This is a genomic window from Akkermansiaceae bacterium (assembly GCA_019634595.1).
In the GTDB taxonomy this organism is placed as follows: Bacteria; Verrucomicrobiota; Verrucomicrobiia; order Verrucomicrobiales; family Akkermansiaceae; genus Luteolibacter.
In genome coordinates this window covers 945,660-962,186 of the sequence record JAHCBC010000002.1, presented here as the reverse complement: position 1 = coordinate 962,186, position 16,527 = coordinate 945,660, and the positions used below count along the sequence as shown (strand labels likewise).

The 16,527-nt window shown below is 58.9% G+C and carries 11 protein-coding genes and 1 CRISPR repeat array; of the genes, 3 read left to right on the top strand and 8 right to left on the bottom strand.

The window, feature by feature from the left end; all coding sequences use genetic code 11:
- Positions 1 to 14 precede the first annotated feature (14 nt).
- The 3 genes from KF712_09925 to KF712_09915 are packed head-to-tail and all read left to right on the top strand — an operon-like array spanning position 15 to position 2,038.
- Positions 15 to 629, top strand: coding sequence for an aldehyde dehydrogenase family protein (locus KF712_09925; protein MBX3741297.1), 615 nt, complete (start codon positions 15 to 17; stop codon positions 627 to 629).
- Positions 566 to 1,201, top strand: a complete 636-nt coding sequence (locus KF712_09920) for an aldehyde dehydrogenase family protein (protein MBX3741296.1) — start codon at positions 566 to 568, stop codon at positions 1,199 to 1,201. Before KF712_09925 ends, KF712_09920 begins: the two co-directional genes overlap by 64 nt.
- Before the next feature lie 45 nt (positions 1,202 to 1,246).
- On the top strand, positions 1,247 to 2,038 hold the full coding sequence (locus tag KF712_09915) for an iron-containing alcohol dehydrogenase (protein MBX3741295.1): 792 nt from the start codon (positions 1,247 to 1,249) through the stop codon (positions 2,036 to 2,038).
- A 106-nt stretch (positions 2,039 to 2,144) separates the two neighbouring features.
- On the opposite strand, the gene KF712_09910 is transcribed toward KF712_09915, so the two are convergent.
- The 8 genes from KF712_09910 to KF712_09875 form a co-directional block, all read right to left on the bottom strand.
- Positions 2,145 to 2,396, bottom strand: coding sequence for a hypothetical protein (locus KF712_09910; protein ID MBX3741294.1), 252 nt, complete (start codon positions 2,394 to 2,396; stop codon positions 2,145 to 2,147).
- Between the two features lie 65 nt (positions 2,397 to 2,461).
- Positions 2,462 to 7,949: a CRISPR direct-repeat array (repeat unit 31 nt; unit sequence GTTTCAACCCGCGCCCCTGTGAAGGGGCGAC).
- A 231-nt stretch (positions 7,950 to 8,180) separates the two neighbouring features.
- Positions 8,181 to 8,471 (bottom strand): CRISPR-associated endonuclease Cas2, encoded by a 291-nt coding sequence (cas2, locus tag KF712_09905; protein ID MBX3741293.1) that lies wholly within the window; start codon positions 8,469 to 8,471, stop codon positions 8,181 to 8,183.
- A gap of 18 nt (positions 8,472 to 8,489) precedes the next feature.
- Positions 8,490 to 9,530: a type I-C CRISPR-associated endonuclease Cas1 gene (gene cas1c / locus KF712_09900; protein MBX3741292.1), complete on the bottom strand. Its 1,041-nt coding sequence runs from the start codon at positions 9,528 to 9,530 to the stop codon at positions 8,490 to 8,492.
- Positions 9,527 to 10,165, bottom strand: a complete 639-nt coding sequence (gene cas4 / locus KF712_09895) for a CRISPR-associated protein Cas4 (GenBank protein ID MBX3741291.1) — start codon at positions 10,163 to 10,165, stop codon at positions 9,527 to 9,529. Before cas4 ends, cas1c begins: the two co-directional genes overlap by 4 nt.
- 10 nt (positions 10,166 to 10,175) lie before the next feature.
- The gene (locus KF712_09890) at positions 10,176 to 12,485 is read right to left on the bottom strand and encodes a CRISPR-associated endonuclease Cas3'' (protein MBX3741290.1); all 2,310 of its coding nucleotides are present in this window, start codon (positions 12,483 to 12,485) and stop codon (positions 10,176 to 10,178) included.
- A complete protein-coding gene (locus KF712_09885) occupies positions 12,482 to 13,393 on the bottom strand; it encodes a type I CRISPR-associated protein Cas7 (GenBank protein ID MBX3741289.1) in 912 nt (303 codons plus the stop codon). The genes KF712_09890 and KF712_09885 overlap by 4 nt, the downstream gene beginning before the upstream one ends.
- A 48-nt stretch (positions 13,394 to 13,441) precedes the next feature.
- Entirely contained in the window at positions 13,442 to 15,631 is a 2,190-nt protein-coding gene (locus tag KF712_09880) for a hypothetical protein (GenBank protein ID MBX3741288.1), read from the bottom strand.
- Positions 15,625 to 16,320 (bottom strand): hypothetical protein, encoded by a 696-nt coding sequence (locus KF712_09875; protein MBX3741287.1) that lies wholly within the window; start codon positions 16,318 to 16,320, stop codon positions 15,625 to 15,627. The genes KF712_09880 and KF712_09875 overlap by 7 nt, the downstream gene beginning before the upstream one ends.
- Between the last annotated feature and the right edge of the window lie 207 nt (positions 16,321 to 16,527).

The following is a 16,527-nucleotide window of genomic DNA, read 5'->3' as shown; positions in this document are numbered from 1 at the left end:
CTGGCCGACAGAATATCACCGTTCCATTCACCTTCACCCGCTGGAGCGATGGCCGCTGCGGGCTGAACTGCCTCAATGCATCAAGACTGCGCGATCGAATCGTCACTTCACCGGGAGAAGGAGATGTCACCACGATCCCGCTCGGCGTCTGCGCCGGCATCACCCCCTTCAATTTCCCCGCGATGGTCCCGATGTGGATGTATCCGCTCGCCATCACCTGCGGAAATACCTTCATCCTCAAGCCCAGCGAAAAAGTTCCCCTGACCGCCATCCGTCTCGCCGAACTGTTCGCGGAAGCGGGACTCCCCGATGGCGTCCTCAACATCATCCACGGCGGCCGTGAGATCGTCGACAGCATCTGCACCCACCCCGGCATCGCGTCCGTCAGCTTCGTCGGTTCCTCCCATGTCGCCGCTCATGTTTATTCGCTGGCCTGCCAAAAAGGCAAACGTGTCCAGGCCGCGGGCGGAGCGAAGAACGTGCTGCTCGTCATGCCTGACGCCGAGCCCGATGCCACCCTCCGCGCCATCCTCGGCTCTTCTACGGCTGCGCCGGACAACGCTGCATGGCGGGATCCATCCTCATGCCAGTCGGAGAATCCACCGCCGACGAATGGCGCGACCGCGTGAGCGGCGCGATCTCCCGCTTCAAGGTGATCGACACCAGCGCCAATGACCACGCGGAGATGGGTCCCCTCATCGACTCCGGCGCCAGAAGCCGGGTCCGCGATTTCCTCTCCCACGCCTCCGCCGAAGGTGCCGAGATCGCCTACGATGGAACCTCCCGCGGCCAATCTCCCGAAGAAGGCTTCTTCGCCGGACCGGCTCTCATCGATCGGGTCCGCCCCGGCATGAAACTTTTCGAAGAGGAAATCTTCGGCCCCGTTCTGTCCTTGGTCCGTCCACAAACCCTCGACGAAGCGATCGGAATGATGAACCGCCTGACCTTTGGCAACGGGGCCTCCATTTTCACATCCAGCGGGGCCGCCGCACGGCAGTTCGTCCGGACCATGCAGGCCGGCATGCTAGGCGTGAACGTCGGCGTGCCTGCCCCAATGGCCCTTTTCAGCTTCTCCGGCTGGAACCAGAGCTTCTTCGGCGATCTCCATGTGCAGGGCATCGAAGGCGTCATGTTTTACACGCGGCAAAAGTGCGTACTCTCCCGCTGGGACAACAACTACATGCGGGCCATGGGCTGGTGAACAATGAAGACTCCACCCCAACCCTTTCGTTTCGATACACCATCCGTGATTCTTCATGGAGGAGGCTCCCGCCATCATCTACCCCGCCTCGTCCGCGAGTTCGGCGGCACCCGCGTGCTCCTCGTCACCGATCCCGGAGTCGTCCGGCTCGGTGTCATCGGGGAAATCTCCGCCGACCTCATCCGCGAGGGACTGGACGTCTCCGTCTTCGATCAGGTGCAGCCCGATCCCACCGATGAAAACGTTGCTTCCGGCTTGGCCGCCCTCGAAGACCATCGCGCCGATATCATCATCGCCATCGGCGGGGGTTCACCCATCGATACCGCGAAAGTCATCGCCATCCGTCCATCGAATCCCCAACCGCTGCCGGAGTTCATGGGGCTGCACAAAATCCCGCACCCCGGCCTGCCTCTGATCGCCGTACCCACCACCGCAGGCACCGGCAGCGAGGCCCTCGTCCATGGCATGAGCCGTCCCATCGGTGCGGTGTTCCATCTGCCCCACGGCCTGTCGAACGCCATCCTGCTACCCGCCGTCACCGCCTACTCCCTGCCTGCATCTTCGGAAAGATACGCCACCATCGCCCGGACCGTCGGTTGCGCGGATGAGGGCACTTCCGATCCGGTCGCGGGCGATGAGTTGCTGTCATGGTTCGAATCCCTTAATCAGGACCTCCGCATCCCTCGTCTGTCCGAATGTCCTGGAGTGACTGCAGAAGTGTTCGAAGCTTTTCTTCCGAGAATGGCCGGAGACGCCCTCGCCTCCGGAAGCCCCGCCAACAATCCCAAGGTGCCGGATGCAGAAGAAATCATCCGGCTTTATCGTCAGACATGGTGATTCCAAAGCGCCATTATCTTTCCGCCCCAGGGCCACTGTCCGCTTCGCTACCATTATGGTTCAATTACCCCTAATGTGGAGAGCCTTGATTATTGGCTCATGCGCACTAAAGTGATAATTTGGGCCATAATGAAGCTTGCGCGAAACACGCCCGGATGATCTTCGGCCTGCGTCTCATTTTCCTCAACGCCGCGCTGGTGTGATGCGACAGCTGCCAAGCTTCCTTCACCAGCAGGTTGCCCATCTCGTGTTGTTTGAGATGCGCCCAGATGTATTCCGCCGGGTTGAGCCCCGGCGCGTAGGCGGGCAGCCGCTCCGCGATGATCTTGCCTTTCGTGGATGCCAGATAATCCCTCACAAGCCTGGACCGGTGGATGTGAAGGGCGACCATCGAACTCCCCGAAATCGGCAGCAAGGACTGGTGTTTCAACCCGCGCCCCCGTGAAGGGGCGACCCGCGATCTCCGCCGGGTCCGCGCCAGCGTGCTGTTTCAACCCGCGCCCCCGTGAAGAGGCGACTCCCGTCATCATCGAGGATGACGGGCAGGCCGTAGGTTTCAACCCGCGCCCCCGTGAAGGGGCGACCAACCAGCAGCGTCAAATTTTATATCAGCTTCCTGTTTCAACCCGCGCCCCTGTGAAGGGGCGACCGCCGCATTGCTCTGGCCGATCATCAGCAGATGGTTTCAACCCGCGCCCCTGTGAAGGGGCGACCTCCGTTCCCCGCAGCAACGCGCCGACGCCATCATGTTTCAACCCGCGCCCCTGTGAAGGGGCGACCATCCCGTGGAAAACCCCGCCCCTCCTCGACGAGTTTCAACCCGCGCCCCTGTGAAGGGGCGACTTCTACCGCCAGGGCAACTTCACCCGCACCAAACGTTTCAACCCGCGCCCCTGTGAAGGGGCGACCAGGGATTCGCTCGTCGCGTCCCAGCCGACTCCTGTTTCAACCCGCGCCCCTGTGAAGGGGCGACGCCGCACATCCGACGCCCGGTGCCCTTCGTCGATGTTTCAACCCGCGCCCCTGTGAAGGGGCGACTCTTGGGATCGTCGGCCCAGCGGCCTTCGCGGAAGTTTCAACCCGCGCCCCTGTGAAGGGGCGACATTTCGGTCGTTTCCATGCAGCTCCTCAGTTGTTGTTTCAACCCGCGCCCCTGTGAAGGGGCGACAAGTTTGTCCGATGTGTTCCTCGTGGATGGTGAGGTTTCAACCCGCGCCCCTGTGAAGGGGCGACCGCGCAGGCGGAGGCCTACGGAGACAAGGTCCGCGTTTCAACCCGCGCCCCTGTGAAGGGGCGACGACCGACCCCATCCCTTGTTGCCCCGCCTGCTGGGTTTCAACCCGCGCCCCTGTGAAGGGGCGACGACCGACCCCATCCCTTGTTGCCCCGCCTGCTGGGTTTCAACCCGCGCCCCTGTGAAGGGGCGACTTGCGCCGTCAATGGTATGGCTTCCGCTGGGTGCGTTTCAACCCGCGCCCCTGTGAAGGGGCGACCGAAGGAGCTGGAGCGGCTGGTGATCGAGGGGACGTTTCAACCCGCGCCCCTGTGAAGGGGCGACTCCGCGGGGGGAGGAAGGCGAGTGACCGGACGGCGTTTCAACCCGCGCCCCTGTGAAGGGGCGACACGGCACCTCCAACAAGGTTTTCACGGCGGCGGAGTTTCAACCCGCGCCCCTGTGAAGGGGCGACCATGAATTCTGATCTCAACCTGATGATCGACATCGTTTCAACCCGCGCCCCTGTGAAGGGGCGACTGGAAAGGGAGATGGTGCCGTCCGCCAGCAGGTCGTTTCAACCCGCGCCCCTGTGAAGGGGCGACAGATCGACCCGCGTTATCAGTCATTCAGTCATCCGTTTCAACCCGCGCCCCTGTGAAGGGGCGACCCGAGGTAGGGCGTTACCTCGCCGCCGTTGACCGTTTCAACCCGCGCCCCTGTGAAGGGGCGACGACGGCCTCACCATCTGGACCTGGACCGGTCGCCGTTTCAACCTGCGCCCCTGTGAAGGGGCGACACCTGGACCGACGAATCCAACCAGCGCCGCGAGGTTTCAACCCGCGCCCCTGTGAAGGGGCGACTGGCCAAGAACGGCATCCAGGGCAGTGATGCCGGTTTCAACCCGCGCCCCTGTGAAGGGGCGACGCGGACTGGAACTCACCAACCTACAACTAATCAATGTTTCAACCCGCGCCCCTGTGAAGGGGCGACGGTGCGAATTGTGGGCGTTTCCGCCTCGCCGGAAGTTTCAACCCGCGCCCCTGTGAAGGGGCGACCCCATCAGGGTGGCCTCCCGCAGCATCCGGGGATGTTTCAACCCGCGCCCCTGTGAAGGGGCGACTCCAGCGTGGAGAGCACCTTCTCCGTCCGGTCATCGTTTCAACCCGCGCCCCTGTGAAGGGGCGACCACTGTTCCTGGCCGCCTGTTCTCCGTCGATGGTGTTTCAACCCGCGCCCCTGTGAAGGGGCGACCCCATGCGGATCTCGTTCACTCACATCCCGGACGTTTCAACCCGCGCCCCTGTGAAGGGGCGACATCATCAAATTGTTCCCTTCAGCTAGGCCAACCTGTTTCAACCCGCGCCCCTGTGAAGGGGCGACATAGGGTCTTGAAGGATGCGAAGGCTGGAAAGTTGTTTCAACCCGCGCCCCTGTGAAGGGGCGACCGGCCACCCGGAAAGCAAGGCAACCTGCCTGTGGCTGTTTCAACCCGCGCCCCTGTGAAGGGGCGACTCATCGACAACCGAGCCTGCTCATACTCTGCCCGTTTCAACCCGCGCCCCTGTGAAGGGGCGACACTGGTCGCGGACCGCCTCCGGGTCGTCCGTGATGTTTCAACCCGCGCCCCTGTGAAGGGGCGACCCCTCCGCTTGCTTCACCTCCACGGAATCGACGTTTCAACCCGCGCCCCTGTGAAGGGGCGACTATCTTCAGCCCTGCTTTGTCATGACCGCCAAACGTTTCAACCCGCGCCCCTGTGAAGGGGCGACGATGCGATTTGAGCATCCGCAGCATGTCGTCACGTTTCAACCCGCGCCCCTGTGAAGGGGCGACACGGCTTCCTCAGATCCGGGGCCAGCACATGCGTTTCAACCCGCGCCCCTGTGAAGGGGCGACCCTGTTGGGTGAGGGACTCGCGGAGCTTGGGGGGTTTCAACCCGCGCCCCTGTGAAGGGGCGACCCTCTGGAACGGCGCTGCTGCGCATTGTAGACCAGTTTCAACCCGCGCCCCTGTGAAGGGGCGACTCCAGCCTGGTAAAACGAGGTTAAGAAAAATTTCTGTTTCAACCCGCGCCCCTGTGAAGGGGCGACGTAGACCAGAACCATAAGACCCTCTGCCGCTACTGGTTTCAACCCGCGCCCCTGTGAAGGGGCGACTCGAACGTCATCGCGTTTCCGACCAAGGAGGAAGAGTTTCAACCCGCGCCCCTGTGAAGGGGCGACCCGATCACCCCGAAGGGATCGGTGTTCACCAGGACGTTTCAACCCGCGCCCCTGTGAAGGGGCGACCGCTGACGGTGACCTCACCGATTGCTTCGACGGGTTTCAACCCGCGCCCCTGTGAAGGGGCGACCATCCTTCTCATCCTCCATGGCCACATCCATCGAGGTTTCAACCCGCGCCCCTGTGAAGGGGCGACCTTCCTATTTAATGTCTAGCGAAAATTTTGACAGTGTTTCAACCCGCGCCCCTGTGAAGGGGCGACGGAGCCGGAACTTCGTGAAGTGTTCCCTCGCGTAGTTTCAACCCGCGCCCCTGTGAAGGGGCGACCCTTTTGTTGCTGTCCTGTCGTCTTGAAGTAGTCGTTTCAACCCGCGCCCCTGTGAAGGGGCGACACAGACTTCACGATGGTCTTTACGACATCCAGATGTTTCAACCCGCGCCCCTGTGAAGGGGCGACGATCGCTGCCATCATCACCACCTACCAGGCCGCCGTTTCAACCCGCGCCCCTGTGAAGGGGCGACCCTCACCCCCGCCCAGCAGGAAGTCGCCGTCGATGTTTCAACCCGCGCCCCTGTGAAGGGGCGACGTCCCAGAACCGGGTGATCACGGTGACGGCCGCGTTTCAACCCGCGCCCCTGTGAAGGGGCGACACCATGGGTGCGAAGCGGGCTTTGAAAAGGCGGATGTTTCAACCCGCGCCCCTGTGAAGGGGCGACTTGCTGACGAGATAGTGGTCGTCGCACATGAGGATGTTTCAACCCGCGCCCCTGTGAAGGGGCGACCCGGTGAGGCGATGGGCTTTCCCATATCCCAGGGTTTCAACCCGCGCCCCTGTGAAGGGGCGACTGTCGGAGCCGTGCGACTGCACGATGTATTCGCCGTTTCAACCCGCGCCCCTGTGAAGGGGCGACTGAACCTGAGCATGGTCATGAAGTGTCCGGTATCGTTTCAACCCGCGCCCCTGTGAAGGGGCGACTTTGTTTTGCGGTTTGTTGTTTGTGGAGATTGTTTGTTTCAACCCGCGCCCCTGTGAAGGGGCGACCAATCTTGTCGCATTGGCGGACGGTTCCGCCGATGTTTCAACCCGCGCCCCTGTGAAGGGGCGACGCATACCCCGGATTGATTTGGATAATCTCCATATGTTTCAACCCGCGCCCCTGTGAAGGGGCGACCATTGCGAACACGTTACTAGAATGCTAGTAACCGTTTCAACCCGCGCCCCTGTGAAGGGGCGACCCAAGCTTCTGGGCGATGATGTGCTTGGCGAATTGTTTCAACCCGCGCCCCTGTGAAGGGGCGACAACTGTTAGTTTGTGGAAATGGCCGACTTCCGGGGTTTCAACCCGCGCCCCTGTGAAGGGGCGACCCGGGGTTCCGCTCATCAAATACACGTTGCCGATGTTTCAACCCGCGCCCCTGTGAAGGGGCGACCGGAAAGCGACTGCTCGGCATCGTAACGGACCGCGGTTTCAACCCGCGCCCCTGTGAAGGGGCGACCCGTCCGCCAGGCCGGAAACATCCGGTCCGACATGTTTCAACCCGCGCCCCTGTGAAGGGGCGACTCGCGGCAATGGCCTCTTGGGGAGTGCTGTTGTGGTTTCAACCCGCGCCCCTGTGAAGGGGCGACTCTGCGCGCGATTGTTGTGCTGATCCGTGAGATCGTTTCAACCCGCGCCCCTGTGAAGGGGCGACGGAACTGCTTTGGGCCGACGACCTGGAACACTCGTTTCAACCCGCGCCCCTGTGAAGGGGCGACTCGGTGGTCATGGTGTCTGGGATGTCGATTTGGAGTTTCAACCCGCGCCCCTGTGAAGGGGCGACCACCGCCGCCGCCCGGGTAATAATAGCCCTGGGTGTTTCAACCCGCGCCCCTGTGAAGGGGCGACTCTGGAGTGGCTGGAAGGGCATCAGTTTGAGTGGGTTTCAACCCGCGCCCCTGTGAAGGGGCGACGGCCCCGCTTACAGTTCTTGTGGCCGATCTGGATCGTTTCAACCCGCGCCCCTGTGAAGGGGCGACTCGACCCCGGAGCCGGAACCTATCTGGTGGACGGTGTTTCAACCCGCGCCCCTGTGAAGGGGCGACTGGACCCATATGTCGGTGTTCCGGCCGTCGATGTCGTTTCAACCCGCGCCCCTGTGAAGGGGCGACGGGCGGTGCCGATGTATTCCCCCGCGCTCTCGGTGTTTCAACCCGCGCCCCTGTGAAGGGGCGACACCCGCGTTGTCTCCTCCCTCCGCACGTGAGTGTGTTTCAACCCGCGCCCCTGTGAAGGGGCGACTCGACTCGGACATCCTGGCGGCAGTATTCGATGTTTCAACCCGCGCCCCTGTGAAGGGGCGACTCATTCAGGAGATGTGTGGCCTGGGGCTACGTGGTTTCAACCCGCGCCCCTGTGAAGGGGCGACCAAGGTCGGGCGTTGCGGCGGTGGATATGGCGGCGTTTCAACCCGCGCCCCTGTGAAGGGGCGACCGCGGTATCCTGAAGCCCATACGCCGCTAAGGAAAGAACAGATGTTTCCGCGAAACCAACCGTCTCCAGCTCCCTGGAAATCCACTTTCCATCATTTTTGGATGTCAAAGAACTGATCGGAAGGCAGTTACAATGAACGCGAACCCTCCGAGGATTCAATGACCACTTCGGGTTCGCGCCTGCCTTTCCGGGCGCCTGATCGGTGCCTGCCTGCAAAGTTGGATGTCCGGCCTAGATGATGAGGGGCCCGTTCACGTCGTAGCCGGATTTCGCGCCGTGATGTTCGACGCGCTGCTGCCAGTTCGCCCCGAGGTGATAAAAGCGCAGGCTGTCGGTCTCCGGGTTGATGATCTCCAGAAGCCGCGTCTTCATTGTTACCAGTTGAGCCGGATCGACCTTGCACTCAAAGACGGAATTCTGTACCCGCTGCCCATAGTCCAGACAAGCCTTCGCGGCGCGGCGCAACCGGGATTTCCCGGCCGGAGTGGTGGTACTCACATCATAGGTGATCAGGATATACATGGGCTGCGGGAAGGGATGTCATTTTGCGAGAAACGCCGGGTAGGCGTCCAGATCTCCCCGCAGGTGCCGTGCGAGAAGACGGGCTTGAAGGTGGGGCAGCATACCGACGGTGACCCGCTCATCGAGAAAGGGATGGGAGATCTCATCCTGTTTGCGCTCCTGCCAGGCGACGAGCACCTGCTTGCGCGAATCTTCCTTGAGGAGGACCGCTCCGGATTCCCCGGTGTGAAAGTCGGACGAGGTGATCTGCTGCCGGTTGATCAGTGTAAGCGCCACCCGGTCGGCGAGGAATGCACGGAACTCCTCCATGAGATCCAGCGCAAGCGAAGGACGTCCGGGACGATCACGGTGGAGAAAACCACACTGGGGATCCAGCCCGCAGCTCTCCAGTGCGCCGCGGCAGTCGTGCATGAGGAGGGTGTAGAGAAACGAAAGCAGGGCGTTGACGGGATCGAGCGGCGGACGACGGGAGCGCCCGGAAATACCGACTGCCGGATCGTGGTTCACCAGCAGATGGGGAAACGCGGCGAAGTAGATGGAAGCGGCATCCCCCTCGATGCCACGGAGTGAGTCAAGGGTTGTTGCGCGCCCCAGCAGGCCGATCCTCACGGCGATGAGATCCGCCGCCTGCCCGAGGGCGGCGGCCCGCTCCGGAGATTTCCCGCCATGGTCACGCGCGGCGCGCATGATGACCTGGCGGCTGTTCGCCAACTTGGCGGCCAGCATGTTCGCGGCGATGGCGACAGAAGAAGGCTCATCGTCCGCACGGCGGTATTGTTCCCGGCGGAGGTGGATGTTACCGGAGGTAAAGCCACGGGTGGCGGCAAGAAATTTGCCATGGGGGGTATGGAAGGAAAGTGCCACGCCTGCTTCCGCACAGGCGGCCAGGAGGGCGGCGGAAGCCCCGATATCCCAGCCGAAGCACGCGATGCCCTCCAGGTTGTGCAACGGCACGCGCAGCTTCGTTTCCCCCTCATGCCTGATTTCCACCGCAGCCCCATCTTTCCGCAGATAGGAGCCTTCCAGGGTGACGAAAAGGGTATTGAGGTGGCGTTTCATGGTTCTTCCGACAGGCTGGTGCGGAGACGCTGGTTGAACCATGCCGCGGCACCGCGCCTGAAGCGCAGCGAGCGGGGCTGGCAAAGATCCAGGAGGGAGCAGGCATCACACCGCCGCGCCTCATATTCAGCCGATGGGGTGATGCCATCGGCGAAACATCCGTGGACGGCCGCCGCGGTGGTGGCTGCCAGTTCCCGCAATTCTTCGTCAAAGGCAATCTCCGTCCGGCGGCGGCGCTCGCCATAGTAGAGACAGCCCCCGGAGATGGTGGCACCCCGCATTTCCTCCAGACACAGGGCCTGGGCACAAAGTTGCACCTCATCCGCCCGGTGGGCCTTCGGCTTCCCCCTTTTGTATTCCACGGGGAGGATGCGTCCCCCGGCGTGGAACTCCACCACATCACACTCGCCGGAGAGACCCAGGCGCAGCGAGCGCACCGGCAGACCGCGCGTGATCCGCACCCCCTGCCGGGATTCATCCGGGCCATCATGCGCCCGGGCGTGCATCACCCTCCCCTCCGCCGTGAAGCGGTTCTCCACCCAGACCCGCTCCACGTGGATCAGCGCGCACTGCCGCGGGCAATACAGCCAGTGCTGCAATGCCGAGATCGGGATGAGCTGGTCTTCCGGATACATGGTTTAAAAATCAGATGAAATGCCCGGAAGGAAGATCGGAAGCCTTGGTGCCGATGAACTGCGCCATATAACCAAGGAAATCTTGTTCATATACGTAACCTTCCGGCCATTCGTAAAGCTCAGGCTCTTTCTCCCGAGAAAGACGTTTCAACGCTAAATTCGTGATCTTATGTGGATAGATCTGAACACTGCCGCGGGAAACTTCCAGAGAGGATACCTTTTCCCACCGCTTGATTCTCGCAATGACGTTGGGATCGATCACCACAACTTTCGCTTCTGTCTGGATGATGCGGCATTTCTCAGCGACCTCAGGATAATTTCTGGCAAACCATTCCGCCTCCACCATTCCAAGCGCCTCTTTCTGAGCATCGCTCTGGAACTCCACCTCCATCGCGGCTAGGCAGATCTTGGAAAGATCCGCCGGTTTGTCGGACGATATCCACTTCCGTTCGAACAATCTGGAAAGTGCCGCCTTGGAGTGGGTGAGCGCCGGATTGTCGGGAGTTTGGGAGTTCCGCACAAAATCAAAATCCGTGACGAAGCAATGTCCCACCCGATCGCCATGGCGGTTTACGCGGCCACCCAGTTGGATCAAACTAGCGACGGATGCCCGTTGCCGGAAACCTGACGCAAATGAAAAATTCATACCGGCCTCCACGAGACTGGTGGCTATAAGGGTCCATTCTTGCTCAGTGCGCAGAAGACGCTTGATCCTCTCCACGATGGCTGATCGATGGGCGGGTGTAAGGGCGGTGGAAAGATGAACCACCTTGCCTCGATTTTCCTCTCTCATTTTGTGTGCGAGCATTGCCGCACTATGAACAGTGTTCACAACGAGGATGCGAGGCCCCGGAGCGGCAGCTACCCTATCTAGGAGTTCATCAGGAGTCAGAGGCTCATTGATCGTTTGGAACTTCACCCGTGCATGTTCCGCGGTTTCAGACTCCAGCTTGAGATCTGGCGCCAGATTCTCCAGATCCTCCGGGTTGCCTTGGGCCAGGCCGGAGGGGTTTTTCCCCTTCACGATTAAACGGAATTCATCTATTTTCCAGAATGAGGGGAGAGACCCGGAAGCCAGGACCAGATGACCGTCCCACCTTTCTATCCATTCTTTCAACCATCTCCAGCAAATTGGCCATAGTGTCACCGGCAAAGCCGCATGCGCTTCATCGAGACACACAGCAGACCCCGGCAATTCGTGTAGTTTGCGGAGGCGGCAGGTCTTGTTAGCGGCCAGAGTCTCGAAAAATTGTACGGCGGTGGTTACGATCACAGGTGCTCTCCACAAGGTTGAGAGGTGCCGGATAGACTCATTTGAAAACTCCACCTGATGGTGATGCTCAGCGACAACCTCCTCAGGGTTCTCCTCATCCAGGCAGATCGCCTCCCTGAGATCCCCTACCGTCTGAGTGATGATGTTCGTATATGGGACGACAATGATAATGTGCCGGAGGTTCCGGGTAGCCGCTACCTGAAGCAGGTGTGCCATAACCGCGGTGGTCTTCCCGGAGCCCACCACCGCATCGCACCGGCGCATGGGATTGGCCGTCCCAGCATCCCTGCAAGCGTGATAGAGACGATCGCGGATTTCCTGCCTCTTCATCTCTCCCTCACCCGCACTAGCCGGATCCGGTCGTGGGAGTGCTTCCACATATCGATCCAATGCCTCAAGGCGTTCCTGCCATCTTGTTTGAACAGGCCGGGGGAGCGCCTCGTTTCCATAGTGGGCCGCCGTATCCGAATGATCCGCATCCACCAGACAGGAAAGAAGAAGCCTTCGGGTCAAGCCCGTCAGCCCGTCGGCTGGGAGTGCTCCCTTCACAGCCCGGGAATCCATCCATCTCTCGTGCTCGGCCAGATAATCGTCCAATCGCTGCGCCGTCGCCGTCTGAGTCTTCGCACAATCAATCCTGAAGGTGGAAGCCCGGATCTCACCTACATTTTCCGGGGAGTCCGTGCGGACCTTATAATGGACCAAACCCTGATGATGTGCGGAAACCAGGCCGGCCGCTTCCAGTGCCCTGTTTTCCAGAAGCCAAGCTACGCCTGCATCCTCGTGCCGGATATGATCTTCGGATTTATGGTTGTTGCGGAGAGTCTCCTGGAAACCGGGATCCAACTTTCCGAGATCATGGAAGAAGCCGGCATTTTCCAACACATCCTTTAACGTGGTGGCATCAGGCGACGTCCGGGATGGATGATAGTAAGCCAGCATCCTCTCTCCCCGTGCCACCCCACCGGCGTGAACAGCACCCACATGCGCCGCGTAGGATTGCGTTTCCCGGCCAAACCTGGCGCTATGGGCAAGAGGTTCTCTCATTGGGGAGGATTGAACAGCTGTGTAATGAATGACGGATCGCACAGATCTCCAAAGTTCGAGAACCGTCCGTCGAACCGGTTCCTTGCCAGGGAAATTACCGACGTCCCCTCATAGCCATAGTCATCCCATGCCGAGGAAGGTTCCTTGGGATCAGGTTTTGAAGGGGTGAGTGAATCAATCACGGCAAAGTCAGAGGCTGAACCCAAGCGGTTGACATGCTGGAAATACCACGCGTGCCTCACCTCCACGAACGGCCTGACACGCGAAATATTGTGGGAATAAGCGTATGGGATCAGGCGGCAAAGCAGCTCAATATCTTTGATCTCACAGCCACTCTTCACCGCTGCCGTTGGATTGATCATGAAGGGCATCGAATATACACCATGTTCCACAACCCGGAATCCAAGTGGAGCCATTCCCCTATCGGCGTTCTTACCCGCATCAACGTTCGCTTTCACCGTGTTGGTGTCCCGTTGGATACGGATTTTGGCTGCGGAAACACCCAACCCGAACTGCACTACACCCGTCCGGATGAAGTTATCTTTTTCTTCAAGGGCGGTGCTTCCAAAAACCCGTACATCCCAATGATTACCCGCCAAATCTTTTTTCTCTCCTTCTTTCTTGGCAGATTTCGCCTTATCCCGGGTATTCTGGTCCACATGGATCCCATATGCAGCGTCCTCCAGTCCCATCATGGATTTCATTTCTTGCCAGACGGGGCCATCTTTCGCAATTACAAGTTCGCGCAACTTTCGTTTGAAAGAAACATCGCTGATCATTCCGCGGCCATCGTGAGACCTCATACGCGGATCACTCTCACGGTCAGGATCACCATTGGGGTTTGAATTTCGGGCTTCGATCACCAGCAGACCGGTAACACGCGGGATTTCATTGGATTGATTACTCATGGCAAAATAGGTGGTTATGGGATCTTATCAATCGATCGTAGTTCAGGCTCAGTTCCCCATAGAGAAGGAGAGATAACCTAGAAACAGATGTGCTTTTTCTGCGGAATTCATAGCTTCAGAGAATTCACCCTCATGCAGGGAATTACAGAGTGGATCAGCCAATTTCAGGAGAACGACAGCATCTTCCGCAGCCTTTTTCTTCACTCCATCAAGCTTCCCCGGGGTCACTGATCGCGCCCATCCGATGTAGATCCTGCTCCGTTCCTGAAGTTCGGCAAAGGCTTCTTCCGGAGAATCCGCCGACCGGCCGAGCAATCCGTTACCAATCAATGAGGGTGGAATGTCACCGTCGCGTACCACCATACAATAACATGTATGGAGATAGTCCATGATGGCAAGAAGTTTGCCGATTTCAAATGGAGTGCTGTTCATGTAATTTTCGCGTTTTTGGTTAAGGTGATGGAGAAGAAGTCCGAGAAGTGACAGCGTGCGCGCAAAATGATAGCACGGACTCGGCTGGGACTTGGAGTGCTTCAGGACGAACTCCCGCAACTCTCCTCCATCTTGATCCACCCTGTGCAGTGCATTTCCCATAGCAACAAGGAGAGGAGCGATTCTTGGAAAAAGCTCGTCCAGCAACTCCCTTGCAGTGTCTCCGGTTGTTCTGTCCTTCAGGAAAAAAAGATCAAGGAGCCGCCCTACGGGGGGAGCCTGGACTGGCGAACTCTCGAAACCGTCCCTCATCCACTGATAGGGGAAGCTACTGATAGCCTGCTCCGGATAAAGGATGGCAGGGGGAAACGACCCTATCCCTGAAGGCGCTTTGGCCGAAGGCAGCGGCACACGCAGCGATGGCGGTAGATTTTCCCCGGCCCTCAGCCATTCTCTGATGCACTCCGCAAGATGCTCTCTGCTGGGCGCCGCAGAGTAAGCCAATTGGACCTGGCCGGGAGAAATCTGGCGGAGTAGCAGGAAGCTGATGTAGCTCGAAGAGAGATCCTCCTCATCCGCTTTTTTCTCCAGTGCCTGCAGATAACTTTCCGCCATCTGGCGAAACTCCACCCAGCGCGCCTTCGCTTTGCCGGCGGAAGGCACATCGTCTTCTTTCTCCTCTTCATCGGCCCTCATTGGTGCCGCCAAAATTGACACTGTGGCGAAATCCGCATGAGGATAGAGCGGGACTGCGATCAAAACATCTGAAGCTTCCGCCTTCTTCTTATTCCTCTCCTCAAATCTGCCATTCTTAAGTGGACGCCAATTTTTTCCCATCTTCTCCCGTGAAGTGATGAAATTGCCGGCGGAAATTAGAGCTTTCGCCGTTTTCTCCCCTATCGGAAATCCTTCACTATCTGCCCTTCCATAGCGAAAATTGCAGGACGCATCTGAAAATTTCGAAAACGGCTTGAACGCCTTCGCGATCACGGGTTGGGCGGCCCAATCCGGAAACGGCCCGGAGATAGGAGACATTTCCCCCTCCTTCTCCAGCGCGCACTCGAACTGTTGGATAGGTGCCTTTTTGTGTGAGGAAGCTTCTTCGGAATTCAGGCAATCCAAAGCCAACCGCCTGATTCTAGGGGAATACAACACTCCGGACAGCTTATTTTCAGGAAGCCAGTCAAATATGAGTTGGACCCTCGCTTCTACCATCAGGGTTTTATTCTTTGACTCTTTGAGTAGTCCACATAGCAGTGCCTCACAGGCCTTCAGCGCCCTCTCGTCCAAATTACCTTGCAAGGTATGGGAAAGCGCGTCGACCAACTGTCGCGAAAACTCCCGGGGCTTTGAGGCCAACCCATCAAATGCCGTTGCAAAGTCCTTGAGAATTCCAAGGCTCTCACTGTCTTTATGTTTCCAAGCGAGTATCCTTCTCGCCTGCTCCCGTTCGCTTTTAAACTCGAACTCGTTCAGCGACAACGGCGTTTCCTCAAGTAATCTGTAAAGCACCTCGCCAGTGGTTTTTTTAAAGTCAGCCCTCTGGGGGGCGTCAGGCGGAAGATCCACTAACGGCGATGAAAGCCGGACTGCGGGAAAGAATTTGAAATTCCCCTTCTTGAGGGTCCAGAAAGATTCTGGGGTTTCAAGAGGCCTTGCGAAGGCGATCCTCCCAGGAGCCTCCAGAGCGATGTGGAAGTTTTGATAGGAGGAAAGTCCTGGCTCTCCGAAATCGACATGCACCGGCTCCTGCTCCACTCCGCTACTCTTAAGATTGAGTGCCAGCAAATACAGTTCGTTCAGCATGAGTGGTTCCTCTCTACATCGAGTTTACCGTTCCTGACAATTACCTGGGGTAGCCTGGCGATACCTGACTTGATCTGTAGCGGCCGAAAAACGGGGCCATACTTTCCTTGGGACGGAGCATCCCACATGTTCATAAGGTAGGCTGGAATATCTTCGTGAAAGTCCTCTTGGAGCCGGTAGTCCGCCCCCATCCGCACCGCATCCCTGAATGGACCAAAGTAGCTCGGCACAAATTCTTTCCACCCCAAGCTTGCGGAATACTTGCTCCGCCCCTGAGCGAGCCGACGTTCAAACATTTCCTTCAGCGCATGGGGGGCATTATTTGATTCATCCGCCACTCCGGGCACGCGAATGCATTCTCCGGTAACTCGGAAGCATGCATCAACCAAAATGGTGGACGGAAGCTGGTAGGAAGCATTCTTTTCCATCTGGGCGGACTTCCTTAATGGCCCGCGGTAGTTCGTGACGTATTTCTCAAACCTGACCGGCTGCCAGATCTCAATTTCGGTGGCAGAAAAGATCGCCGCAGGTTGCCCTCCGCGCGAAAAAAAACCTCTCGCCACACTTTCAAAGATAGACTTGCATGCACTCCACGTTGGAATAGAATAACTTATCGGAGTCGACCCGGTGTCCGGACGTGCAAACATTGCCGCAGGTCCGCTGATTTCAAATTGGACGGTATAGGGCATTTTTTGATTAATAAGTAAGAAAAATAGAAGAAGTGATACTCAAGGTAGATTGGAATTCCTCGAGTAGTAAAGTAAAAATTTCATATGGTTGGTCTCTAATGATTTTACTGCATATTCCCGGATCCTGTGCTACAATAGTCACGAATCCGGCATACGGGCAGGCTCCGCAGAATGGCGGCATCCTTTCGGACAGAGTTGGTTTGAGTC